General features: G+C 50.0%; 18 protein-coding genes. 11 read left to right on the top strand and 7 right to left on the bottom strand.

What is annotated here, in order from left to right:
- Nucleotides 1–77 precede the first annotated feature (77 nt).
- Entirely contained in the window at nucleotides 78–1535 is a 1458-nt protein-coding gene (locus M0L20_RS09275) for a DUF1501 domain-containing protein (RefSeq protein ID WP_248476664.1), read from the bottom strand.
- 86 nt (nucleotides 1536–1621) lie between these two features.
- On the bottom strand, nucleotides 1622–5092 hold the full coding sequence (locus M0L20_RS09270; protein WP_248476663.1) for a DUF1553 domain-containing protein: 3471 nt from the start codon (nucleotides 5090–5092) through the stop codon (nucleotides 1622–1624).
- Between the two features lie 325 nt (nucleotides 5093–5417).
- Here M0L20_RS09270 and M0L20_RS09265 point away from each other — a divergent pair, with 325 nt between their 5' ends.
- The 7 genes from M0L20_RS09265 (at nucleotide 5418) to M0L20_RS09235 (ending at nucleotide 14078) form a co-directional block, all read left to right on the top strand.
- A complete protein-coding gene (locus M0L20_RS09265) occupies nucleotides 5418–6677 on the top strand; it encodes an efflux RND transporter periplasmic adaptor subunit (protein ID WP_232560624.1) in 1260 nt (419 codons plus the stop codon).
- Nucleotides 6678–6748: 71 nt separating this feature from the next.
- Nucleotides 6749–8182 (top strand): TolC family protein, encoded by a 1434-nt coding sequence (locus tag M0L20_RS09260; protein ID WP_248478062.1) that lies wholly within the window; start codon nucleotides 6749–6751, stop codon nucleotides 8180–8182.
- Nucleotides 8183–8197: 15 nt separating this feature from the next.
- Nucleotides 8198–8887, top strand: coding sequence for an ABC transporter ATP-binding protein (locus M0L20_RS09255; protein ID WP_248476662.1), 690 nt, complete (start codon nucleotides 8198–8200; stop codon nucleotides 8885–8887).
- Between the two features lie 4 nt (nucleotides 8888–8891).
- Complete coding sequence (locus M0L20_RS09250) at nucleotides 8892–10139, top strand: ABC transporter permease (protein ID WP_248476661.1); 1248 nt, start codon at nucleotides 8892–8894, stop codon at nucleotides 10137–10139.
- An 80-nt stretch (nucleotides 10140–10219) separates the two neighbouring features.
- The gene (locus M0L20_RS09245; protein WP_232560621.1) at nucleotides 10220–11374 is read left to right on the top strand and encodes an ABC transporter permease; all 1155 of its coding nucleotides are present in this window, start codon (nucleotides 10220–10222) and stop codon (nucleotides 11372–11374) included.
- 56 nt (nucleotides 11375–11430) lie between these two features.
- Nucleotides 11431–12801, top strand: a complete 1371-nt coding sequence (locus M0L20_RS09240; RefSeq protein WP_248476660.1) for a sigma-54-dependent transcriptional regulator — start codon at nucleotides 11431–11433, stop codon at nucleotides 12799–12801.
- Nucleotides 12798–14078, top strand: coding sequence for a sensor histidine kinase (locus tag M0L20_RS09235; RefSeq protein WP_248476659.1), 1281 nt, complete (start codon nucleotides 12798–12800; stop codon nucleotides 14076–14078). The genes M0L20_RS09240 and M0L20_RS09235 overlap by 4 nt, the downstream gene beginning before the upstream one ends.
- 12 nt (nucleotides 14079–14090) lie before the next feature.
- Here the strand turns inward: M0L20_RS09235 and M0L20_RS09230 are convergent, their stop codons facing one another.
- The 5 genes from M0L20_RS09230 to M0L20_RS09210 form a co-directional block, all read right to left on the bottom strand.
- Complete coding sequence (locus M0L20_RS09230) at nucleotides 14091–15614, bottom strand: c-type cytochrome domain-containing protein (RefSeq protein ID WP_248476658.1); 1524 nt, start codon at nucleotides 15612–15614, stop codon at nucleotides 14091–14093.
- A 230-nt stretch (nucleotides 15615–15844) separates the two neighbouring features.
- Nucleotides 15845–16327 carry a GAF domain-containing protein gene (locus M0L20_RS09225; protein WP_248476657.1) on the bottom strand — a complete coding sequence of 161 codons (483 nt, stop codon included), beginning with the start codon at nucleotides 16325–16327 and terminating at the stop codon, nucleotides 15845–15847.
- A gap of 9 nt (nucleotides 16328–16336) precedes the next feature.
- Entirely contained in the window at nucleotides 16337–16843 is a 507-nt protein-coding gene (locus tag M0L20_RS09220) for a hypothetical protein (protein ID WP_248476656.1), read from the bottom strand.
- 63 nt (nucleotides 16844–16906) lie between these two features.
- Nucleotides 16907–17743, bottom strand: a complete 837-nt coding sequence (gene mreC / locus M0L20_RS09215) for a rod shape-determining protein MreC (protein WP_248476655.1) — start codon at nucleotides 17741–17743, stop codon at nucleotides 16907–16909.
- A 127-nt stretch (nucleotides 17744–17870) separates the two neighbouring features.
- Nucleotides 17871–18896 carry a rod shape-determining protein gene (locus tag M0L20_RS09210; RefSeq protein WP_077923646.1) on the bottom strand — a complete coding sequence of 342 codons (1026 nt, stop codon included), beginning with the start codon at nucleotides 18894–18896 and terminating at the stop codon, nucleotides 17871–17873.
- A 251-nt stretch (nucleotides 18897–19147) separates the two neighbouring features.
- Between M0L20_RS09210 and M0L20_RS09205 the strand changes: the two genes are divergently transcribed.
- The 4 genes from M0L20_RS09205 to M0L20_RS09190 are packed head-to-tail and all read left to right on the top strand — an operon-like array spanning nucleotide 19148 to nucleotide 23780.
- Entirely contained in the window at nucleotides 19148–20650 is a 1503-nt protein-coding gene (locus M0L20_RS09205) for a GH3 auxin-responsive promoter family protein (protein ID WP_248476654.1), read from the top strand.
- Nucleotides 20651–20653: 3 nt separating this feature from the next.
- The gene (locus M0L20_RS09200) at nucleotides 20654–22015 is read left to right on the top strand and encodes an AAA family ATPase (RefSeq protein ID WP_248476653.1); all 1362 of its coding nucleotides are present in this window, start codon (nucleotides 20654–20656) and stop codon (nucleotides 22013–22015) included.
- Between the two features lie 5 nt (nucleotides 22016–22020).
- Entirely contained in the window at nucleotides 22021–22611 is a 591-nt protein-coding gene (locus tag M0L20_RS09195; protein WP_232560612.1) for an HNH endonuclease family protein, read from the top strand.
- Nucleotides 22608–23780, top strand: coding sequence for a 1-deoxy-D-xylulose-5-phosphate reductoisomerase (locus M0L20_RS09190; RefSeq protein ID WP_248476651.1), 1173 nt, complete (start codon nucleotides 22608–22610; stop codon nucleotides 23778–23780). Before M0L20_RS09195 ends, M0L20_RS09190 begins: the two co-directional genes overlap by 4 nt.
- The last annotated feature ends 112 nt before the right edge of the window (nucleotides 23781–23892 follow it).

Genomic DNA, 23892 nt, shown 5'->3' with positions numbered 1-23892 from the left:
TTCGATACGCTGTATCTTGGAGATACGGCCTATCGAATACTGTTCGGCAGAACGAACCTCTAAAAATACAGCGAAAACTAAGCCAGCAACGGCTTAATGACCTTACCGTGTACATCCGTCAGGCGGTAGCGACGGCCCTGGCTTTTGAAAGTAAGTTTCTCGTGGTCAACGCCGAGCAAGTGCAGAATGGTAGCCTGAAAGTCATGGACGTGGACTGGATCTTTAATAACGTTGTAGCCAAAATCGTCGGTTTCGCCGTAGACCATTCCTTTTTTCACCCCGGCCCCAGCCATCCAGACCGTAAACGCGCGCGGGTGGTGATCGCGCCCGTAGTTATCGCGCGTTAGCTTTCCCTGCGAATAAGCGCCACGCCCAAACTCGCCACCCCAGATTACGAGCGTATCATCCAGCAAACCGCGCTGCTTCAAATCCCGGATTAGGGCGGCTGACGGCTGATCGACGCTTTTCGTCTGAATCTTGATGTCGTTCGGCAGGTTACCGTGCTGATCCCAACCCTGGTGGTACAACTGCACGAATTTCACGTCTTTCTCGATGAGCTTACGAGCCAGCAAACAGTTGGCGGCAAACGTACCGGGTTTCCGGCTTTCGGGGCCGTACATGTCGAAAATGTAATCGGGCTCCTTGGCGATATCCAGCGTTTCGGGGACCGACGTTTGCATCCGGTACGCCATTTCATACTGCGCCATTCGGCTGTTAATTTCCGGGTCGAGTACCTGTTTATATTGCTCCTGATGCAGTTTTGTCAGGTAATCGAGCATCCGCCGACGGCTCGTTTTGTCAACACCCGGCGGATTATTGAGGTAATAAACTGGGTCGGGACCCGACCGAAACACAACGCCCTGATGCACCGAAGGTAAAAATCCGTTACTCCACAACTTCGCGTACAACGGCTGGTCACCATCGCGGCCTTTGGACAGCAACACGACGAAAGCCGGAAGATTCTGGTTGTCGGAACCTAATCCGTAACTAATCCAGGAGCCAAAACTAGGACGCCCCGCCTGCTGGCTACCCGTTTGAAAGAACGTAACAGCGGGATCGTGGTTGATGGCTTCGGTATGGAGCGAACGAACAAACGTCAGGTCGCCCGCAATCCGGCTGGTGTGGGGCAAAAGTTCACTCATCCACATGCGACTGGGGCCGTACTGCGCGAACGCGTATTTTGAAGCAGCCAGCGGAAACCGGCTTTGTCCCGCGCTCATTCCGGTAAGACGCTGACCATTGCGGACCGATTCAGGCAGATCCTGCCCCCACATCGCTTCAAGCTTCGGCTTGTAGTCGAACAGTTCCAGCTGCGAAGGTGCGCCACTTTGAAACAAATAAATAACCCGCTTTACTTTGGGTGGAAAATGCGGTTTCCCGACTGCTGGATTTTCGTCTGACGCAGATGACCCTTTACCAAACAGATTCGCTGGATTCAGGAGCGACGCCAGCGCAATCGTCCCCAGCCCCGCGCTCGTTTGTCCTAAAAACGTCCGGCGGCTCAACTGATCGTGTATTTCGTCCTGAATGTCCATAGCTGTTGTTGATTATGAAGGACAGCGCCCGTTAATTCATCTGGTTTTGAGTGGCGTCAGAATGTGAGCATCTGACGCCACTTCCATTAACGCTTGATGATCGCTTCGTCGAAATTCATGATTGTGCTTGTCACCACGGTCCAGGCAGCAAGCTCCGCCGAATCTAGTGTTTTGTCAACCGGGTACTCGCCTACGGTCAACAGTTCTGTCGCTCGCTTAGGGCTTTTTCGGAAATCGGCCAGCTCTTCCGCGTAAAGCTGCTTCATCAGATTTACCTCCACCGAGCGGGCCGGACGACTGATAACGGCTTTGAAGATTCGGTTAATTAATTCGCCATCATCGGGTGTGCCTGCCCCTTTTACCCGCTGCGCCAGTACTCTGGCCGCTTCAACAAACTGCGGGTCGTTAAGGGTGACGAGTGCCTGTAAGGGGGTACTCGTTTTCTGCCGCTTCACAATACAGGTATGCCGCTCGGCAGCGTCGAAATTAAGCATCATCGGTGGGGGCGAACTCCGTTTCCAGATCGTGTACATCGAGCGTCGGTACAGACTATCGCCGTGATTTTGTTCGTATTTCACCGCGTTGCGCGTTGCTAGTGCTTCCCAGATACCTGCCGGCTGGTACGGTCGGACACTCGGCCCACCAATCCGTTGATTCAATAACCCACTGGCCGCCAATGTATTGTCACGTACCTGCTCCGCCGACATTCGATAACTTGGTCCACGGCTCAGGAACGTATTCTCGGGATCGGCTTCCCGCTCCTTTTCCGAAACCCGCGACGATTGCCGATAGGTTGCCGACATGACGATCAGCTTATGCAAGGCTTTTATGTTCCATTGTGAGCCGGGCGCCCCGGTTCCTTCCCGAAACCGAACGGCCAGGTAATCCAGCAATTCGGGGTGACTTGGTAACGCACCCTGATTACCGAAGTCATCACTGTTTTTGGCTAATCCCTGCCCGAAATATTGTTGCCACACCCGATTAACCATCACCCGACTAAACAACGGATTGTCGGACAACAGCAACCATTTTGCCAAACCAAGCCGGTTTTTAGGAAGATCGTCTGGGATTGGGCTCAAACTGTGCAGCACAGCAGGTTTAACAACTTCACCCGGTGCATCGTAAGCGCCACGCTTCAGCAAGTGCGTTTCGCGGGGAGTTGGTCGCTCCTGCATCACCATGACCTGATCAGAATTAGTGTAAAGCATGAGTTGCTCACCCCGTAAGGTCATGGCTTTAGCGTACTCATCGCGATAGATCGGGTCCTGCGTTGTCACGTAGTACGTATACAAACCCGCTCGTTGCGCGGGCGTACGTTTAGACGCGGACGTTTGCAGAGCCGCGTTGAGCGCATCCGACTGTCCGGCCAGTTTAGGCATTTCCAATGGCGTCAGGCAACGGTCGTAGATGCGCAATTCGTCAACAGCAAAGTCTTTGTAGAAATTGTCGTGCATCCGACCCACGTAAAACGCGTGTTGCGCCCAATGCGTTTTATCCTTGCCGTACACCATGCTGTGAACCAAGTTGTCGGTAACCACTTTAGTCCGTATAGGCTTACCGTTCAGGTACAGCGTCAGCCCGTTGGCGCGTCCCATGCCATTGTAAGTAAAAGCGACCTGAAACCATTGGTGAGCAGGTACTTTATCGACTGATTCGATGTCAATGGCATTCGCAGGCCAGACGTGGTTGAACGTGAGTTTCAATCGACCGTCGGCCAGAAGATCAAGTTGGTAGCCGCGCTGCCCGTCCATCGGTCCGGTTGTGCGCCCCAAAAGCGTAAGGGCCATGTTTGGTTTAGCCAGATTAAACCAGCTACTCACCGAAAACGGCTGATTCTGTTCGAAAGCACCAAAATCACGGGGTAGTTCGATGTAACTATCTCCGGGCAGGAATCGCGCCTTACCGAACCGTCCGGGAACGGCGTAAGGCACCTTGTCGGGATCGCCACCCAGCCGTGCCGGAATCGTGTCGTTCACCGAGTTGGCAAACGCATTGCGCGGATCTTTCCAAAGCTCTTCTTTCGTTTTCCGCTTGGCAACGGGTTTCGGTTCAGGCTTCTTAATCTCCGGTTTCTTTGTTTTCGACTTGGCGTCCTCTTCTTTTTTCCGCTTCGCATCCTCCAGCTTTTTCGCTTCGTTCTGCGCTTTCACAAACGCGCTTACATCGGCCCGGTCGGCCTCGTCGAAGGTGTAATGGGCCAACAATCCCGAATCCGTTGACGATAGGTTTTGCTGCGAATCGTTGGCAAGCCATTGCGTAAACCGTTGCTGGTAATCGGGGCGATTGGGATTTAGCTTTTGCTCAATGGGCGTGAGTTTCTCGCGAATGAACTTCAGTTTCGCATCCGTTTCGGGCTTGGTAAGCGTGATGGTCGGAGCGGCCTCGCCATTGTAAGGGATCTGCCCGCGCTCATTGTTGCTGTTAAAGAACGCGAACAAGGAAAAGTAATCCTTCTGACTGATTGGATCATACTTATGGTCGTGACAGCGGGCGCATTCGACGGTCAGACCCAGCATGGCTTTCCCAAACGTATTGGTCCGGTCGGCTACGTATTCGACGCGATATTCCTCATCAACGATACCCCCCTCCTGGCTTTGCTGGTGATTGCGGTTAAAAGCCGTTGCAATGAGCTGATCCCGATTTGACTTAGGCAGTAAATCACCGGCTAGCTGCCAGGTGACGAACCGATCAAACGACAAATTGCGGTTGTAGGCCCGGATCACCCAGTCGCGGTAAGGCCACGCTGTTCGCAGGCCGTCGTCCTGGTAGCCGTGCGTATCGGCGTACCGGGCCACGTCGAGCCATTCAGCCGCCTGCCGTTCGCCATAGTGCGGGCTATTCAACAACCGATTCACGACTTTCTCGTACGCATTCGGGGACTTATCCGCCACAAACGCGTCAATCTCGGCCGGTGTTGGTGGTAAGCCCGTCAGGTCCAGACTTACGCGACGAAGAAGCGTTGTTTTATCGGCCTCGGGTGCGTGGTTTAGTTGCTTGGCTTTCAGTTTAGCCAGAACGAATCGATCGATGTCGTTCTTTACCCATTTCTCGTCGCTGACTTGAGGCAATTCGGGCATAGTCGGCGCAATCAGCGACCAATGCTGCTTATACTCCGCCCCCTGCTCGACCCAACGTAGCAATATTGCCTTTTCTTCCGCGCTGAGCGTCAGATTCGACTGGGGCGTAGGCATCACTTCGTCCAGGTCAGTGGTGATGATGCGACGCGCAAATTCACTTTTGGCCAGATTACCCGGCACGATAGCCGTATGACCGCTTTTGGCTAACGCTTCATAAGCTCCTTCGGGCGTGTCGAGTCGCAGCCCCGCCTGCTGTTTGGCTTTGTCTGGACCGTGACAGGCAAAGCATCGATCGGACAGAATTGGCTTGACGTGCAGGTTGTAATCGACTTTTTCCGGCAAAAAGGCTTCGGCAGCGACAACGTCGGCAGGCTTCTCAACCGCTGTTTGACAAGCCGTAAGCCAAACGGACATGGTGAACAGACTGGCCGTTGTACCAAGTAAAATACGTCGAAACCGTATGTCGGACCAGATTGGCATACAACCAGTTGAGTTGAGTATACGCTAAATTACAAATTTACGAACTCCACGAACCTTCAAACAGTACTATTTTACCCGGTTACCGTTCTATTTTAACGCCCGTCCAGAGTGAAACACCTAACAAGAACGAAACGTTGCCAGCCATTACAGGTATCCTGTATCACTCCGTGCTCCGTCTTGGGCTTCGCTACTTAGTGCACAACCGCACCGATTGTGCGAAATCGCACCTATTTACATCAGCTCAAAATCACAAATATCTGATTTTCAATATTTTATTCGTGGCATGCCATTTGAAAAGTATAGTGCATAACGACACTTACCAATCATGGACCGTGAATTAGCGCCCGAACTTGTTGCTCAAACCCGCCGGAAAAGCTGGTTGATTGGCACAGCCTTATGTATTGGGTTGATTGCTGGGATTCTCTGGTTTAAGACGCTGTTGAACACATCAGTCGAAGCAAGCAAGATCAGGACGGCAGTTGCCCAGACCGGTTTTGTGGAGAATACCATCACCGCTACGGGAGAAGTCATCCCCGCTTATGAGCAAATCATCACCAGCCCCATCCGCGCCAGTATCCGTCGGGTCCTGCTAACGCCCGGAACGCGCGTCCGGCCAGGTCAGCCCATCCTGGAACTGGACAAATCACTGACCCAGATTGAATACGAAAAAATTGCTGACCAACTCGCATTAAAACAAAACAGCATCGAGCAACTTCGGCTAAAGTTAAACAAGAACTTATTCGATGCGGATGTCAACGACCAGATCAAATCGCTGTCTATCAACAAACTTAAAGCCGAACTAAACGATGCAAAACGATTACTGAAAGTAGGTGGTCAGACGCCGGAAGACGTTACCCGCGCGGAGAATCTGTTGCAAATTGCTCAACTGGAAAAGAGGCAGCTTGAGAATGACTTGACCTACAATCGTCAGTCGATGAGCGCCAGCCTGAAAGAGTCGGAATTACAGGCTCAGATTGAAGCCACCAATTTGAAAGTATTAGCGCACAAGCTCAAACAGGCGGATATTTTAACCGACCGGGCGGGCGTGCTGACGTGGGTAAACGAGCACATCGGTTCAGCCGTGAGCGAAGGCGAAATGCTGGCCCGGCTAGCCGATTTGGGCAGCTTCCGGGTTGAAGGTTCCTGCTCCGATGTATATGCCGAACAGCTAAAATCAGGCTTACCGGTTATCGTCAAAATAAATGAAACGTCCATACGCGGTCAGATCGTCCAGGTCAAGCCAGCCGTGCAGAATGGCGTTATCCAGTTTGCGGTTGATCTGGATGATAATCGTCACACGTCGCTCCGGCCTAATCAGAAAGTAGAGGTTTTTATCGTCACCAATCGCGTGGCGAAATCCGTTCGCGTCGCCAACGGCCCCGCCTTTAAAGGCAAACGCAAGCAGTTTATCTACGTGATGACCAGCCCTACCGTGGCGACGCGTCGCGAAATAGAGGTCGGCTTGTCCAACTTCGATTGGGTTGAGATCAAAAGTGGTTTGCAACCCGGCGATCAGGTTATTTTGACCGATTTAAGCGAATTCGCGCATTTGGAACAGCTCACGATTGATCCTAAAAAGCCCTGACGATGAACACGATGACTAGTCAGGCAGGCCAACGGATCGGTTCACTGACGAAATGGGTGGTAGGTTGCTCCATGCTTCTAATCCTACAACTATCCACGACGCAAGCACAAAAGTTTACGCTGAACGACGTTATTCAGCTGGCTCGTGACCAGTCGATCGCCGGTAAACAGGCGGCTACCCTACGAAAAACGAACTACTGGAAATACCGAACGTTTCTGTCCGATTTTAAACCGCAACTAAGCCTTGATGGATCGTTGCCCAGCTTTACCCGTTCGTTTGTGCAGGTCACCCAGCCCGACGGTACGATTGCGTTTCAACCCGTTTCGAACAATAACTCGATTCTGAACCTGTCCCTGAGCCAGAACATTCCTTTGACGGGTGGCTCTATCTTCGTTCAGCAACAACTTCAGCGGTTCGACAATTTTCTGAACAACACGACGCTTTACAACGGTATTCCTTTTGCCATCGGACTGACGCAACCGCTGTTTCGCTTCAATCAAATGAAGTGGGATCGCCGAACCGAACCGTTGCGCTACGCCGAAAGTAACCAGCAATACATCGAAGCACTGGAACAGGTTGCCGTTGATGCGACGAGTCTGTATTTTGACTTGCTGGTCGCGCAGGTGAACCTTCAAATTGCCGAAACCAACCGCGCTAACAATGACACGCTCTACAAGATAGCCGTTCACAAACTGGACCTGGGCAAGATTTCGCAGAACGATCTGCTTCAATTGCAACTAAGCGTATTGAACGCCAAAAAAGATCTGGCATCAGCTCGTCAGACGGCAGAAGTAGCCTCGCTAAAGCTACGGTCGTATTTGAATACAAACGTCGCCAACTCAGGCCGACCGCAGCCCTTCGAACTGGTTGTACCGACTCAGCTAACGGAATTTCCGGTCGATATCAGCAAGGCACTAACCGAAGCGTTTGCGAATCGTTCGGCGTCGATTGGCTTCCGTCGGCAACTGCTCGAAGCCGAACGCGATACGGAAAAGGCACGCAAAGAAAACGGACTGAATGCTACGCTAAACGCAGAATTCGGCCTATCAAACCGGGGTACTCAGCCCAGCGACGTGTACGTGCGTCCGCAGGACCGCGAGTTTTTGGAAGTTCGCTTTGTACTGCCCATCATGACGTGGGGACGTGCTAAAGCCCGGACAGAAACCGCACTGGCGAACCAACAGCTAATCGTACAGACCGTCGAGCAGAACAAGCGCGTATTCGAGCAGCAGATTTACACGCAGGTAACGTTGCTGGACATGCTTCGCCAGCAGGTTAAGTTGACCGCCGAAGCCGACCAGATCGCCCAGAACCGCTATCAGATCGCCCAGGACCGGTTTAAGTTAAGTAACCTGAGCGTTACGGATCTGGGTATTGCCATCCAGGATAAAGACCGGGCCCGCCGGGATGCCATTCTAGCGCTCCGCGACTACTGGCAGGCGTTTTACTCGCTTCGTCTGCTGACGTTGTACGACTTTGAAACGAATCATAAAATCACGTATTAACCACCCTCGATCGACATGATTACCCTCAAAAACATCGAAAAAGTGTACCGCACCAGCAGCATCGAGACGCTGGCGCTGACAAACATCAACCTTGACATCCGAACCGGAGAATTTCTGTCCATTATGGGCCCCAGCGGCTGCGGCAAATCGACGCTGATGAACCTGATGGGCCTGCTCGACGAACCAAGCAAAGGCAATGTGGAGATTGGCGGCCAAGCCGTAACCCATTACCGGGATAAAGAACTGGCCCGGCTTCGGAACCAAAAAATCGGCTTTATCTTCCAAAGCTTTCACCTGATCAATGATTTATCCGTCCTCGATAACGTCGAGATTCCTTTGCTTTATCGGAAAGGCGATACAACGGGTGCATCACGCCGGGAGATGGCGAAGCAGGCGCTCGAACGCGTTGGTCTGAGCAACCGCATGAAACATTTCCCGAATCAACTGTCAGGTGGTCAGAAACAGCGGGTGGCGATTGCACGAGCCATCGTAGGCCGACCCGATATTATTCTCGCCGATGAACCGACGGGCAATCTGGACAGCGCGATGGGCAACGAAATCATGGCGATTCTTCAACAGCTCAACGCGGAGGGCAGCACGATTGTGATGGTTACGCACGACGAATCGATGGCAAAGAAAACGCATCGTTTAGTACGGCTTTTCGATGGGTCAATGGTTGGCGATTCGGTACTTCAAACGGTTTAATGCCATGCTGATAAACTACATAAAAATCGCCTGGAAGGTATTGCTTCGGCATCCGTTCTACACCTTCATTACGCTCTTCGGTATCAGCCTGACCCTCACGGTATTGATGGTACTGACCTCCTTTCTGGATCATCTGTTTAGCAGTCATTATCCTGAGACAAAACGGGACCGCTCGCTCTACATCATGTTGATGGTTCAGCGCGATTCAGCTCGAAGCGGAAGAAGTTCGGGACCGATGAGTTTTCAGTTTCTGAACAAGTACGCTAAAACGCTGAAAACGCCCGAGCGGGTCAGTATCTTTTCCGCCTTCAATAGCTCCAATGCATACGTAGGTTCGCAGCGCATCAAGCTGAACACCAAATTTACCGATGCCGATTTCTGGCGGGTCATGGACTTCGATTTTCTGGAAGGCAAACCGTACAGTGAGCAGAACATTACCAATGGGGATTACGTAGCGGTTATTACGGACGACTTCAGGAAACAGTACTTTCCCGATGCGAGGGAATCGGCGGTTGGTAAAGACGTTGAAATTGAAAACATTCATTACAAAGTCATTGGTGTTGTAAAAGGCAGTCCCGTTACACGCCCGATCACGTACGCCGACGTTTATTTTCCGTACACAGCTCCCAAGAGCAACTACCAGCGAAGCGATATGCGGGGCGGTTTCATGAGTATTTTACTGGCCAAGGATAAATCAGATCTAAAGGCTATAAACGACGAATTTCAGGACCGCATCAATCAGATACCGTTACCAATTGTCGAAAACGACAATAAGTATACCTATCTGGAAGTGAAATCAGAGCCGTACGCGGCCAATTTCATCGGTCAAATCCTGGACGGTGGCCCTGGGCTCAAAGCCATTCTGTTTGGTGCTCTTGCCTTCATTCTGTTTATGCTGCTGGGATTACCGGCTCTCAATCTAGTCAACGTCAACGTCAGTCGGATTATGGAACGAGCGTCGGAAATTGGCATCCGGAAAGCTTTCGGTGCACCCATTCAGACGCTGGTCTGGCAGTTTATTGTCGAAAATATTTTCATCACACTGATCGGGGGCGCTATTGCCCTGCTGCTGACCTCCGGTATCATTTACTTTATCAACAGCAGTGGCTGGATTGCTTACGCCGATCTAACCATTAACCTGAGCGTGTTCATGATCAGCATCTTCGTGTGTTTAATTTTCGGATTTTTATCAGGTGTGTTGCCAGCCCTTCGCATGTCCCGCTTATCGATTGCAGACGCCTTAAAATCGTAAACAGCGATGGAATGCATCCGTAACCGTAGATCGCCTTTCGGGTTTCGTCCATTCATTCCATCGCCTTTTCCCTTTCTACTATGATCTCTCATCTCTTTAGACTTATCTGGAATAAGAAAAAAGCCCATACGCTGCTGATCGTTGAGATCTGGGCTTCGTTTATGGTCTTGTTTGGCCTGGCCACCCTCATTGTGGTGAACGTCGGGAACTACCGGGAGCCGCTGGGGTTTGCCTACGAAAACGTGTGGGCCATCGACCTGAACAACAACCAGGATACAACGGAAGTGGCCAATAAACTGGGGCGGATTGTACAGCAACTGAAAACGTATCCAGAAGTAGAATCGGTTTCGCGCATGAGCAGTAACTTTCCGTTTTCGGCAAACCAGATGAACGACGGCGTTGAATACAACAAGCGGAACGTAGTGTCTGACCGTTACGTAACGGACGAGAATTTCGCCCAAACGCTTGGCATCTCCGTAACGGACGGCAAATGGTATCGTAATGCTGACAGCGTCGGTAAATATCGACCAATGGTTATCAACGAGAAAGCCAAAGAAGAACTCTTCGGTAACGAAAACGCCCTAGGAAAAATAGTTAGCGACAAGTTCAGAGTAGTTGGCGTTATGGACAATTTCAAGGCAAAGGGGGAGTTCATGACGAATAAACCTGCCGTTTTTGAGCTAATGGAAGCCAAGAATTCCTGGTCCAACATCGTACTCATCAAAGTAAAGCCCGGAACGGATGCGGTCTTCGAAGCCAACGTGGTAAAGAATATTGCAACGATGGTAAAAGGATGGAGCGTGGAAGTCAACTACCTGACCGACTCCCGAAAAAACCAACATAATCTGGTATTGGTCCCGGTTATCATAGCCGCCATTGTGTCGGGTTTTCTGCTGATCAATGTAGCGCTTGGCTTGTTCGGCGTACTGAATCTAAGTATTGCCAAGCGTCGGGGCGAAATCGGATTGCGTCGGGCGATCGGGGCGACAGGCAGCGGTATCTCGACTCAGTTTATCGGTGAAATCTGGGTACTGGCGACATTCGCCATGTTGATCGGGCTACTTTTTGCCGTTCAATTTCCGTTGCTGAACGTTTTCGATTTAGCATCAGGGACGTACATGACAGCTATTGGCATTGCAGTACTCATCATCTACGGAATTGTTACCCTATGCGCTCTATTTCCCAGCCGACAGGCCGCCCTCATTCAACCAGCGACGGCCCTTCACGAGGAATAGTTGCACGAGCCTTGTAGCGTTTTCAAACTTTATAAGGCTATTTTTGCCTTGAGCTCATGCTTCTGATTATTGACGACGATATAGCGGTTCAAACGTCGCTTTCCCTACTGTTCAGGAAAGAAGGATTTGCCGTGCGTATTGCCGACGGTCCCTTCGAGACCTTCGAAATTTTAGGCGAAGAAACACCGGAGCTGATTCTGCTGGACATGAATTTTTCGGTAGATACGTCCGGTGATGATGGGCTACGGCTGTTGCGTCGGATTCGGGAACGGCTGCCCGATGTGCCAGTCATTCTGATTACGGGTTGGGGCAGCATCGATCTGGCCGTGGAAGGAATGAAAGCCGGTGCCCAAGATTTTATCACCAAGCCCTGGCAGAATGAGTACCTTGTTCAGTCGGTTCGTACCGCATTGAATCTGGCGAAACCGGACCTGGTATCACCCGACCGCCAACGTCTTGACGAACAGTTTTCGTTTGACAACATCGTCGGTGAAGACGCCACTCTGCTCCATGTGCTGAAAACAATCGGGCGGGTGGCTCCTACCGATGCCCCGGTACTGATCACGGGCGAGAGCGGTACGGGCAAGGAGCTAATCGCCGAAGCCATTCACCAGAACAGCCGACGCAAGCGACAGCCCTTTGTCAAAGTGAATCTGGGGGGCATCTCCTCTACGTTATTTGAAAGTGAATTGTTCGGTCATGTCCGGGGTGCTTTCACCGACGCCCGTACCGACCGGATCGGACGGTTTGAGTTGGCAAACAAAGGCAGCATCTTCCTGGACGAAATCGGTGATCTGGATCCGGCCAGTCAGGTAAAACTGCTTCGGGTGTTGCAGGACCGGACTTTTGAGCCGCTGGGCAGCAGCAAAAGCCGGACGGTCAATGTACGCGTTATCTGTGCTACAAACCGGAATCTGGACGAGATGGTCGCTAAGGGCTTATTTCGCGAAGATTTACTGTACCGGATCAATCTCATTACGGTCCGCTTACCGGCACTGCGCGAACGGCCTAACGACATCCCCCGGCTGGCGACGTACTTTGTCAACAACCTGAAAACACTGTATGGGCGTCCTGGTCTCCACATAGGAAAGGAAGCCATGAACTGGCTATCAACGCTGGCGTTACCGGGCAACATTCGTCAGTTGAAAAACGTGGTCGAGCGAACCGTGCTGCTGGCCCACAGCGACAAACTGACGGTGGCTGATTTTGAACAGAATCTGCAATCCTCGCCCACCCTGCCTTCCGCGCAATCCCTGCCTCAGGTCGGCACGATGACCCTCGAAGAGATGGAATACCAGATGATTCAGCAGGCGATGGTATTTCACAATAACCGGGTGACCCGAGTGGCCCGAGCGCTGGGGATCACTCGTTTTGCACTCTACCGGCGATTAGAGAAATTTGGCATTCCCTACACGACCGAGGAATGAACTTACCACTACGCACTCGTTACCTGATTTACATCATGGCTGTTCACCTCGTGCTGCTGGCCCTGATGGGTTGGATCTTGCGGGAGAATAAAGCGTTGTTCATTGCGTCGGAAGTGTTGATTCTTATCTCGGCCTACGTTGCGGTACGTATTTACCGGGCGTTTCAGCAACCTGCCGAGTTCATCACATCGGGTATTGAAGCCATCCGCGACAAAGATTTTTCCATCAAATTTGTCCAAACGGGCAACCGGGAAGTCGATGAGTTGATTACGGTGTATAACCTCATGATCGATCAGCTTCGGCAGGAACGCACCCGGCAGGCTGAACAACAGTTTTTCCTGGACAAACTCATCGAGGCTGCCCCCATTGCCATCCTGGTCTTTGATTTCGACGACCGTATTGCGTCCATCAATCCGAGAGCTTGCCAGCTGCTGAGTGTACACCCCAACGACGTGATCGGAAAGCAGTTGGCCGATTTGGGTTATTCCCTGCTCGCCCACATTGCTGATTTGGTTGACGGTGATTCGCGCATCATGAAGCCCAACGGTATTGAAACGTACAAAGTACTTCGGTCCAATTTTGTCGATCGTGGTTTCCGCCGTTCATTCCTGATCATCGAAGAACTCACCCCCGAGATTCTGGCTACCGAGAAAAATGCCTACAGCAAGGTTATTCGCATGATGGCCCATGAAGTGAATAACTCCATCGGGGCCGTCAATTCGATTCTGAATATAGCCGAACCCGAACTGTCGGACCCTGATCTACGAAGCGCGGTTCAGGTTGCGATTGACCGGAACGAGCGATTGAATCGGTTTATGCGTCGCTTTGCGGATGTGGTCAGGCTGCCAACGCCCCACCTTCTACCCGGCGACGTAACCGAACTGGCTTGTAATGTTGTTCGGCTTATGCAGCCACAGGCCGAAGCGCAGCACGTAACGCTTACGCTGACAAGTCCGAGCATTCCGGTTACGCAGCCAATGGATGTCGGTCAGCTTGAGCAGGTGCTGGTCAATATTATCAAGAACGCCATTGAAGCTTGCAAGGCGGGACAAATGGTAGAGGTGCAGGTCAAAGTGAGTCAACTGCTTGTTCGCAACAATGGCGCACCGATTTCCGACGAGATAGCCGTCAAACTGTTCAACCCTTTTTTCAGTACACGGCCTACCGGGCAGGGCATTGGCTTAACACTTACGCGGGAGATTCTGCTGAATCATGGCTTCACCTTCTCACTGCAAACCGAATCCGATGGCTGGACCGTTTTCGCCATTGCCTGGTAAGCGCCGTACCGATCAATTCTTCTTCGGTTCTTCCTGATTCGTAGCGGTCGCTTTGGCAATCGACTGGTCGTCGCTGCCCCCAATCACTTCCAGGTTTGGCATCGTTTTCTTCAGAGAAGCCAGCCTCTGCGGTGTCACTTTGGTTTGCCAGAGGTATACAGTCTTCAGGTGTTTCAGCTTTGTCAATTCATTGAGACCAGCGTCCGTCACGGCTGTACCGTACAGGTTTAAGTACTCCAGATGGGTTAATCCAGCCAGTTGTTTCAGCCCCGCATCGGTCACCTTGGTTTGTTCGAGGTGAAGCTTTTGCAGGTTTTTCAATTGAGCGATATGCGTTAATGCCGCATCGGTCACCTCAGTATCACTTACCTTCAACCATACGATCTGTTCACGCAGTGCAGGCAGCAAAGCCGCTTGTGCATCACTAAAACTCCGCGCATTAACGGCACTAACCTCCAATTGATTGTGCTCTTTGGAAAGCGGTAGTACCAACAGACCCGTTTTTTTGAGTTCGTCCACTACTTTCGGATCAGCCGCCGGAACCGTCATGGTCAGCACGGGCGATTCGGGTGAAGGTCCCGCTAACGCAACCTGCTTTTCTGATGCCCCCTTTTCTGAACTACCCTTCGCCAATTCAGCTAACACCGGACGAATCGCGTCATTAACAGCGAGGTCCGCTACTTTCTTGTCAAACGAAGCGCCCTGATCAATCCACCAGGTTAGCAGCGCGATCTGGCTATCCGTCAGTTGCGGCTTCCCTTTCGGCGGCATGTGATTATCGTCGGTTTCGGGCAGCAGACATACTTTCGTCAGTTCGCTAACCTTGCTATTCCCGGCGACGAAAACCGGGCCATCTTCGTAGCCTTTCTTGATCATAGCGGGGTTATCAAGGCGTAGGCCAGCCTTGGCTTTGTCGGCATTATGACACTGAACGCAGCGCGTTTGCAAAATCGGGTTAACGATTTGCTGATACACCAGCGCCTGATTCACGTCAGAGATTGGCTCAATTTTGATTTCGTTTTGCTTCGGTGGTAAGCCCGCCAGCGTTCGAATGGGTTCAGGTGCGTACTGGGTCAGGTAGTCCGACCCGTGCGTCAGGTTGCCACCCTGATGACCAGCGGACAATAAAAATAACAGTGCTACTCCAAGCGCAGGCAGGTACATCAGTTGCGCGAACGGAATGATACGACCCAAATTTTCCCACTTGACCGCCCAGGCAATCCACGCAAACACCGCGACGCCGATCCCTTGCCATTGATGGCTGGTCAGGGTCGCGGCATCATACCCGCCCCCCAGCGATAACAAATAACCAAACACACAGGCTAAGGTCGCGCTGACCGCCGACCAGAACAGAATAAGCGTGATGGTATGTGTGCTGACCGAATTACGGCGGATTAACCGGTCCAGTTCGAGCAGACCTGCGATAAGCAAAAAGCCAATGGGGAGGTGAACAATAAGCGGGTGGAAATGACCAAAAAACAGCGCCCAGTCAGACGGTTGCGATGCATTTGCCTGTACTAAAATCAGTTTGTTCATGGTCTTCCATCATTCCAGGCAAACCGCTGTGGTTTATCGGGTGTGCTTTTTGACGAGGACATACCCGCGCCATCACTAGCAAAAGGATACAACGCCTAAACTTTACTGCAAGCCCAAGGCGCTGTTTGCGAGCGTTTAATTCGATTCTGTCTTTTTATATAAAACAATGGGTCAACTCGTTTTGAAACGAGTTGACCCATTGTTGCACTTATTTAGTTCTAGTCGTTAGCTCACAAAGCGGTAATCAAAGCGGCAATTTGCTCTAACCCCTGCACATCGACCTCCGTAAAGTCATTAAGCTGATCGCTGTCTACATCCAGGACCATAATCACCTCGCCCGTACGGTTGACGATCGGGACAACAACTTCGGATTTAGACGCCGAACAGCAAGCAATATGCCCTGGAAACTGGTCAACGTCGGGTACTAAGATCGTCTCCCGCCGGGTGTAGGCGGCTCCGCAAACGCCTTTGTCGAACGCAATGCGCGTGCAGGCAATTGGTCCCTGAAAAGGTCCGAGAACCAGCTGGTTGGCTTTACTGAGGTAAAAGCCAACCCAGAAAAATCCGAACGCTTCTTTGAGGGCAGCGGCAATATTGGCCAGGTTAGCGATCAGGTCTGGTTCGCCTTCAATCAGGGCGGCTATTTGTGGTACTAAGCTTTCGTAGACGGCTTTACGGTCGGCTGTTTGCGGAATGAAAAGTGTTTCTGCCATTTCGGTACGCTAGTTTCTTGTAAAAAACTGGATCAGCACAATGCTCACCGTCGTGAACAGCGTACTGGCAATAACCCGGATCATCGTTGGAATAAGCAATGACAGGCTACTCGCTTCAATGAAGAACAGCGCGGTATGATGAATAAGTGCCAGAATAAACACATACCGAAAAAAAGCGCCCGCCCCCAGTTCTTTTAACGAGAATTCGATTCGGTGTTCCAGACCGGGTACGTCAATCTGCGACCGGACAATCAATGGACGACAATAGGCCATAAGCACTGTAGCCGCTGCGTGCATACCCAGCGTGTTGTAAAACGTATCGACAATAATACCGGTGACGAAGCCAATCAGCAATAGCCAGGTCAGGCTGGTTTCGTTTGGCAGCAGCAGCACGCAGGCGATGTAAACAAAACAGAATGCGTAATCGAACAGCACCAGATTCCGCACCAGCAGGATCTGCAATACCAGGTACAACAAAAACAAAAAGACAGCGGACAGGATCTCGCGTAAAGTCACTCTAATTAACCGTTTTCTGCTTTCAGATTCTGAGGCATATTGATTTGCCCGTCAACTGAAAACTCATTTTTCCGTTTCGACTTGTTTTTCCAACTGATCCTGCTCCTGCTGCAACCGATTTTCGACCACATACACAAAGGAGAGGTTACTAAAGTTTGTTGACAACAGAAGCGTTATATCGTGGAATGTCTTGTTTGGTTGCACACCAACCGACCGAACACGCCCCACCAGAATACCTGGAGGAAACGTTGTGTTGTATTCGGAAGTAACCGCAGAGTCACCCTTATTAACTGTTTTCGTCAGCGAAATGTCATTGAGCTTGATCAGGTGCGGATCGACGCCATCCCATTTAGCGGTTCCAACATCACCAGCTTTCGTCAGTCGCGAGGAAACTAGATACTCGGAATGCAGGATGGACGTAACGACCGAAAAATGACGGTTACACACTTTCACCTTGCCGACTATTCCTGTTGGCGAAATAACCCCCATCCCCGGACGAATGCCATCGTCCGTACCTTTATCGATCGTGATGTAGTTGTTGGCAAACTGGGTTGTATTGTCAACCACCTTCGCGACGGTGTATTTGAATCGGTCGGCAAAGGCTGAATCAGCTTGGTATTCAGCAGGGGCAGCGGGTTTGCTCTGGAGTAACCGGGTCAGGCGGGTATTGAGCCGCTGGTTTTCCATAGCCAAATCGGCGTTAACCTGCCGCAATCGTGTGTACTCGTTGGCCGCATTCGACCACGCCAACACCTTTGCCGCGTATCGGTTCGAGGTGTTGAAATACGTTGCGCTCCAGTAATTGCTTGTGTTGATGATAAAATAGAAGCAAAGTACTTCCAATAGCACAAACAAAATGAAGTTTCGGCTTCGAACAAAAAAATCGACTAACTCGCCCATAGAGCAGCGAAAGCAAGTAGCCTGAACCGCTGATTCAGATAACCGAAGCCTGCATTGCTCGCGAAATTCTCCGCCACAAGCTACCCTTCGGTTACCCAAACCAGCGGTCCAGGCTACAAAACAAAGCTTAACTAATCAGTACCGACCGGTACATATCCAAATTCTTAATTACTTCGCCCGTGCCTTTTACAACGGCTTTGAGCGGATCATCGGCCACGTGAATAGGCAGCTTGGTTTTTGCACCCAGGCGCTTGTCGAGTCCGTGGAGCAGCGCACCGCCCCCGGTCAGGTGAATACCGTTCGTGTAAATATCCGCCGAAAGCTCCGGTGGCGAAATTTCCAGCGCCTTCATGGTAGCCTCTTCAATTTTCGAAATCGATTTATCGAGCGCGTAGGCGATTTCGCTATACGTAACCTTGATTTCTTTGGGGATACCCGTCATCAGGTCACGACCGCGAATTTCGTAGTCAGCCGGCGGGTTGTCGAGTTCGGGCAGTGCCGAGCCAACTTCCATCTTGATCTGCTCCGCCGAGCGTTCTCCAATAAGCAGGTTATGTTCCCGGCGCATGTAGTCTACAATGTCACGCGTGAACACGTCGCCCGCAATACGGATAGACTGTTCGCAGACGATACCCGACAGCGCGATTACGGCAATTTCGGTAGTGCCCCCACCGATGTCAACGATCATCGTTCCGTTCGGCTGCGTAATGTCAATACCGATACCGATAGCAGCGGCAATTGGCTCATGCACCATGTATACTTCCTTGGCCCCGGCATGCTCAGCAGAATCTTTAACGGCCCGCTTCTCAACCTCCGTAATGCCTGATGGAATACAGATCACCATCCGGTGAGAAGGAGAGAAAAGCTTACTGCCGGTATCGATCATTTTGATCATACCCCGAATCATCAACTCGGCGGCTGTAAAGTCAGCAATTACGCCGTCTTTCAACGGACGGATAGTCTTAATATTTTCATTGGTCTTTTCGTGCATTTGCATGGCCTTGTGGCCAATAGCCAGCACTTTCCCACTGGCTTTGTCCATTGCAATAATCGAAGGCTCATCCACCACAATCCGATCCTTGTGAATAATCAAGGTATTCGCCGTGCCCAGGTCAATAGCAATGTCGCTGGTTAAAAAATTGAAAAGTCCCATTCCAGGTTATTTGTTGCGCCTTTTTACAAGTAGTGTTTTAAAAGGTCTGCAAAAATATGGATTATTCAAGACAAACAAGCCTAGTCGCTAAAAGCATTATTGTATTTTTTATATGACAATCAGAATAGTTAGCAGTTTATAGCTGTCTGTTTACAACAAAGTAAATTTAGAAACATACACACTTCTCTGACCTGCATCAATTGTGTGTATGTACAGCAGACTGCCAACTGTTTTCGTAACTTTGTGTCCTTATGGGAATTCGTTCAGTCGTAAGTAAGCCACTGGCTAAATGGGTGGTAGAGCGGCAACAGGCGTGGATGTACAGACCCGCCGAAGCCCAGCAGCGCTGGTTACAGCAGTTGCTCGAAGGCGGTCGAAACACGGTGTTTGGCCGAATTCATCACTTCCGGGATATCCAAACGGTCGAAGACTTTCGGCAGGCTGTACCCGTCCGCGATTATGAAGATCTTAGACCGTATATCGACCAGATCCTAGCCGGTACGTCGGATGTCCTCTGGAAAGGCAAGCCGCTTTATTTTGCCAAAACGTCCGGTACAACCTCCGGCACGAAGTATATTCCCATTACCCATGACTCCATTCCAAACCACATCAACTCAGCTCGTAACGCACTGCTGAATTACGTTCACCAAACGGGCAACAGTGGTTTTCTGGATAAGAAGCTTATTTTTCTTTCGGGCAGTCCTGAACTTACTCAAAAAGCGGGTATCAACATTGGTCGATTGTCGGGCATCGCGAATCACCATGTTCCGGCTTACCTGCGCACAAACCAGTTGCCCAGCTACGAAACAAACACCATCGAAGACTGGGAGACGAAGCTTGAGCGGATCATCGATGAAACAATCGATCAGCCGATGTCGCTGATCTCGGGAATCCCCCCCTGGGTGCAGATGTATTTCGACCGAATCCAGGAACGCACGGGTAAGTTGATTAAGGACGTGTTTCCCGATTTCTCGCTGTTCGTGTACGGTGGTGTTAACTTCGAGCCGTATCGCGCGAAGCTGTACGAAAGCATCGGCAAGCGGATCGACTCCATTGAAACATACCCAGCCTCGGAAGGCTTCATTGCGTTTCAGGATACGCAGACCGAAGAGGGTCTGTTGATGCTGCTAGACAGCGGTATCTTTTATGAATTTATTGCCGCTGACGAGTTCTTTACGGAAAACCCGCGCCGACTAACCATCGAAGAAGTGGAGCTGGGCAAAAACTACGCGGTCATTATCAACAACAACGCCGGGCTGTGGGGCTATTCGTTGGGTGACACGGTCAAGTTTGTTTCACGAGAGCCTTACCGGCTACTGGTAACGGGACGCATCAAGCACTTTATTTCGGCTTTTGGTGAACACGTCATTGGCGAAGAAGTGGAGAAAGCGCTCCAGTACGCCATGCAGCGTCATCCCGAAACGGAAGTCGTTGAGTTTACCGTCGCTCCAATGGTTAGCCCTTCCGAGGGTTTGCCGTACCATGAGTGGCTAATTGAATTTGCTACGCCCCCTAACGATCTGGCTTCATTTGCCCGCGATATTGACAACCGGCTGATTGGTTTAAACGTATATTACGACGATCTGATTACAGGCTCTATCTTACAACCACTGAAGTTGACCAGCTTACCACGCGGAGCTTTTCAGCGCTACATGAAGTCGCAGGGTAAGCTGGGTGGTCAGAACAAAGTACCTCGTCTGGCCAACGACCGGAAAATTGCCGATGGATTACTGGAAATTCCGAAAACGGTTTAGACGATGAAAATAACCGGAATCAACATTGATGAATACCGTCAGTTCAAAAATATAAAGTTTGATTTCACGTATCCGGCTAACCACCCTAAAGCAGGTCAGCCGTTGGAGAAAGTGTGCTTTATCGGCCAAAGCGGAACTGGCAAGACGACCCTATTGAATATTATTTGGAACTTCTTTGTGATCAGTGATGATGGATATCAACTCTACAAAAAGAGACAACTCGGTAGGCCAAACTCTATAGATCCTTACATAATTTTCAACAAAGTATCAGTGACAGCTGATGCCAGCGGAAAATCTATTCGATTTGATAATGAAAGCTTTAAAAACTATGAAGATAGCCTTTTTAAAGACTTATCAGTTATCAATAGCAGCGTAGAGTGGCTATTAAAGTCACAGGTAGAAAATGAGATTGGAGTAACCAGTAAACTATGTGTGTATGTTGATGACTCGGCTATTAATCACGCTTATAGTTTAACAGCTAATAGAAACGAAAGTGATTTTGGCAATAAGCCATACATTGCAAATAGTAATGAGATCCTTCTAGCTAATGAAAAAAGAGAGGAAACAATTACTAAATTGACAAACTCAAAAGTGATGGCTTTACAGTCTGTGGGAAGTCGTTACTTGTGGAATTACCTACTTAGCGATATAGATAGATACGATGATAGTTTGAAGAGAATAGCAATTGATTTAATTCAGAGGAATGGCAGCTTTTCACCAAATCGTTTGGCAGAGAAACTAAGTAAATGGCAGGAAGAGAATCCTAATCCAAAAATAGATATAGCTAATAACTGCCTTAATCCAATCCTGAAAAACTTTCATCTGGAAGTAGACATAGAAGGTACAGAAGCGCCAATAGTTATAAAAACACAAAACGGGGTATCTTTAACCTACGACACTTTAAGCACTGGCACAAAGCAGCTTTTAGCAACAGCGATCCCAATTTATAAGAGTCAAATTCATCAAGGAGTTATTCTTTTCGATGAACCTGAACGGTCCTTATTTCCTGACGTTCAGCGAGGTCTAATTGATTATTATACGTCACTTGCTCCTGAAGCTCAGTTCTTCTTCGCCACTCACTCACCAATTATTGCTTCCGCTTTCGAGCCTTGTGAACGCTTCATTTTATACTTTGACGAAAACGGAGAAGTGAAGTGTCACACCGGCGTTGCTCCAGAAGGTGATGATCCCAACGATATTCTAAGTGAAGATTTTGGCTTAGAGGAATTAATGCTAAAGCCAGGCTTAGACGCTTATAAGCGATATAGGGATTTATTTGTAGAAATTAGAAACGAGAAGGACCCTGTTCGCCAAAAAGAATTGATTGTTGAGCAGGCTAAATTAGGTGATCAGTATAAATTTTAATCGGCATGCGACGAGTTAAAAAAGACGCCGATTCGGAGGTAATTAAACGTAAGGTGAAGTTTAAAGCTGGGGAGAATGACTTGCTAAGGCAGTTATTAGCTGATGAACAGCATACGCTTTGTGCTTATACGGAGACATATCTTGGTCCATCAGATGACGCACACATTGAACACTTCAATCCGACGCTCAAAGGCACAAATGAAGATAGTTATACGAATTGGTTTTTAGTAAAAAGCCTATGGAATACTAAAAAGTCTAGAAAATGGGCAGACTATCAACCTATACTTCATCCAACTGCTGAAGACTTAGAACAACGAATTTTGTACTTCGCTGGCGGCCACTATGTTGCCGCTGATCCCAATGATGTAGCAGCCCAAAATCTTATTCGACTACTCGATTTAGACAATGCCCGCCTGGCAGATCAACGCAAACGGTATGTTCAATCAAAAAAGCAACAGATTGGTAATTTGCGTCAATCAGCACAGCAGTATATTGATGAATTGCTAGTTACTTATCCCGAGGGCGTTTACTTTATCCGCGCTATTGAAGAAGAGTTAGACGTAAAAGTCAATTTTGATCTGTTGAAAACTACATGACTGATATAAAAAAACGCCATATCGCTATTCTCGGCTCCACGGGTTCCATCGGGACACAGGCGATTGAAGTGGTGAAGGCCCATCCCGACCAGTTTGCCGTTGAGGTATTAACGACGAATAACAACGCCGAACTGCTGATTCAGCAGGCTACCGACCTAAACCCTAATGTTGTGGTCATCTGCAACGAAGACAAATACGATCAGGTCTTCAGCGCACTCGACCCGCTTGGTATCAAGGTCTACGCTGGCGCTAAATCCATTGCTTCGGTTGTACAGATGGATACAATCGATATGGTCCTGACCGCTATGGTTGGTTACGCAGGTTTGTTACCGACCATCAAGGCGATTGAAGCGGGGAAGTCGATTGCACTGGCCAATAAAGAAACCCTGGTTGTGGCGGGCGAACTGATTACCAAGCTGGCGGCCCAAAAAGGCGTCAACATCTATCCGGTCGATTCAGAACATTCGGCTATCTTCCAATGCCTTGTCGGGGAGTTTCATAACCCCATCGAGAAAATTATCCTGACGGCTTCGGGCGGCCCCTTCCGGGGAAAATCGTCCGAGTTTTTATCGACGGTCACGAAAGCACAGGCGCTTAAGCACCCCAACTGGACTATGGGCGCTAAAATTACGATCGACTCCGCTACCCTGATGAACAAAGGGCTGGAAGTAATCGAAGCCAAGTGGCTGTTCGGACTAACTCCCGATCAGATTGATGTGATTGTACATCCTCAGAGCATTATTCACTCGCTGGTTCAGTTTGAAGATGGTAGCCTGAAAGCGCAGATGGGCTTACCCGATATGCGACTACCGATTCAATTCGCCCTCGGCTATCCGAACCGACTTCCGTCCGATTTTCCGCGCTTCAACTTTCTGGACTACCCGTCATTGACGTTCGAGAAGCCTGACGTTAAAACGTTCCGCAATTTGCAACTTGCCTTTGATGCTCTCAAACAAGGCGGAAATGCGCCGTGTATCATCAACGCGGCCAACGAAGTAGCCGTCGATGCCTTCTTGCATGACCAGGTCGGTTTTCTGGAAATTTCGGAGATTATCGAGTTGTGCCTAACCAAAACAACGTTCGTACAGAACCCGACTTATGAGGATTACGTCCGTACAGATGACGAAGCCCGTCGATTAGCGTCCGAGCGAATTAAAAGTTTCGTTTAGGTGTTTGTACAGTATACACACCGGTTAACGTTTCTATTCACACGGATTATTACCTTTGACGTATAGTTGTGAGTCGTTTATAACGATCATTAAGCCACTTGGGTAGTACCGA

The organism is Spirosoma liriopis, assembly GCF_023196085.1.
Lineage (GTDB): Bacteria > Bacteroidota > Bacteroidia > Cytophagales > Spirosomataceae > Spirosoma > Spirosoma oryzicola.
This window is presented reverse-complemented; position numbering and strand designations above follow the sequence as displayed.

What these genes read in the sequence shown, in the direction of transcription:
- M0L20_RS09275 (WP_248476664.1), bottom strand. Translation starts at nt 1,535, where the DNA reads ATGGACATTCAGGACGAAATACACGATCAGTTGAGCCGCCGGACGTTT.
- M0L20_RS09195 (WP_232560612.1), top strand. Translation starts at nt 22,021, where the DNA reads ATGCGACGAGTTAAAAAAGACGCCGATTCGGAGGTAATTAAACGTAAG.
- M0L20_RS09190 (WP_248476651.1), top strand. Translation starts at nt 22,608, where the DNA reads ATGACTGATATAAAAAAACGCCATATCGCTATTCTCGGCTCCACGGGT.
- M0L20_RS09240 (WP_248476660.1), top strand. Translation starts at nt 11,431, where the DNA reads ATGCTTCTGATTATTGACGACGATATAGCGGTTCAAACGTCGCTTTCC.
- M0L20_RS09270 (WP_248476663.1), bottom strand. Translation starts at nt 5,092, where the DNA reads ATGCCAATCTGGTCCGACATACGGTTTCGACGTATTTTACTTGGTACA.
- M0L20_RS09230 (WP_248476658.1), bottom strand. Translation starts at nt 15,614, where the DNA reads ATGAACAAACTGATTTTAGTACAGGCAAATGCATCGCAACCGTCTGAC.
- M0L20_RS09255 (WP_248476662.1), top strand. Translation starts at nt 8,198, where the DNA reads ATGATTACCCTCAAAAACATCGAAAAAGTGTACCGCACCAGCAGCATC.
- M0L20_RS09225 (WP_248476657.1), bottom strand. Translation starts at nt 16,327, where the DNA reads ATGGCAGAAACACTTTTCATTCCGCAAACAGCCGACCGTAAAGCCGTC.
- M0L20_RS09265 (WP_232560624.1), top strand. Translation starts at nt 5,418, where the DNA reads ATGGACCGTGAATTAGCGCCCGAACTTGTTGCTCAAACCCGCCGGAAA.
- M0L20_RS09200 (WP_248476653.1), top strand. Translation starts at nt 20,654, where the DNA reads ATGAAAATAACCGGAATCAACATTGATGAATACCGTCAGTTCAAAAAT.
- M0L20_RS09235 (WP_248476659.1), top strand. Translation starts at nt 12,798, where the DNA reads ATGAACTTACCACTACGCACTCGTTACCTGATTTACATCATGGCTGTT.
- M0L20_RS09210 (WP_077923646.1), bottom strand. Translation starts at nt 18,896, where the DNA reads ATGGGACTTTTCAATTTTTTAACCAGCGACATTGCTATTGACCTGGGC.
- M0L20_RS09260 (WP_248478062.1), top strand. Translation starts at nt 6,749, where the DNA reads ATGCTTCTAATCCTACAACTATCCACGACGCAAGCACAAAAGTTTACG.
- M0L20_RS09245 (WP_232560621.1), top strand. Translation starts at nt 10,220, where the DNA reads ATGATCTCTCATCTCTTTAGACTTATCTGGAATAAGAAAAAAGCCCAT.
- M0L20_RS09250 (WP_248476661.1), top strand. Translation starts at nt 8,892, where the DNA reads ATGCTGATAAACTACATAAAAATCGCCTGGAAGGTATTGCTTCGGCAT.
- M0L20_RS09205 (WP_248476654.1), top strand. Translation starts at nt 19,148, where the DNA reads ATGGGAATTCGTTCAGTCGTAAGTAAGCCACTGGCTAAATGGGTGGTA.
- mreC (WP_248476655.1), bottom strand. Translation starts at nt 17,743, where the DNA reads ATGGGCGAGTTAGTCGATTTTTTTGTTCGAAGCCGAAACTTCATTTTG.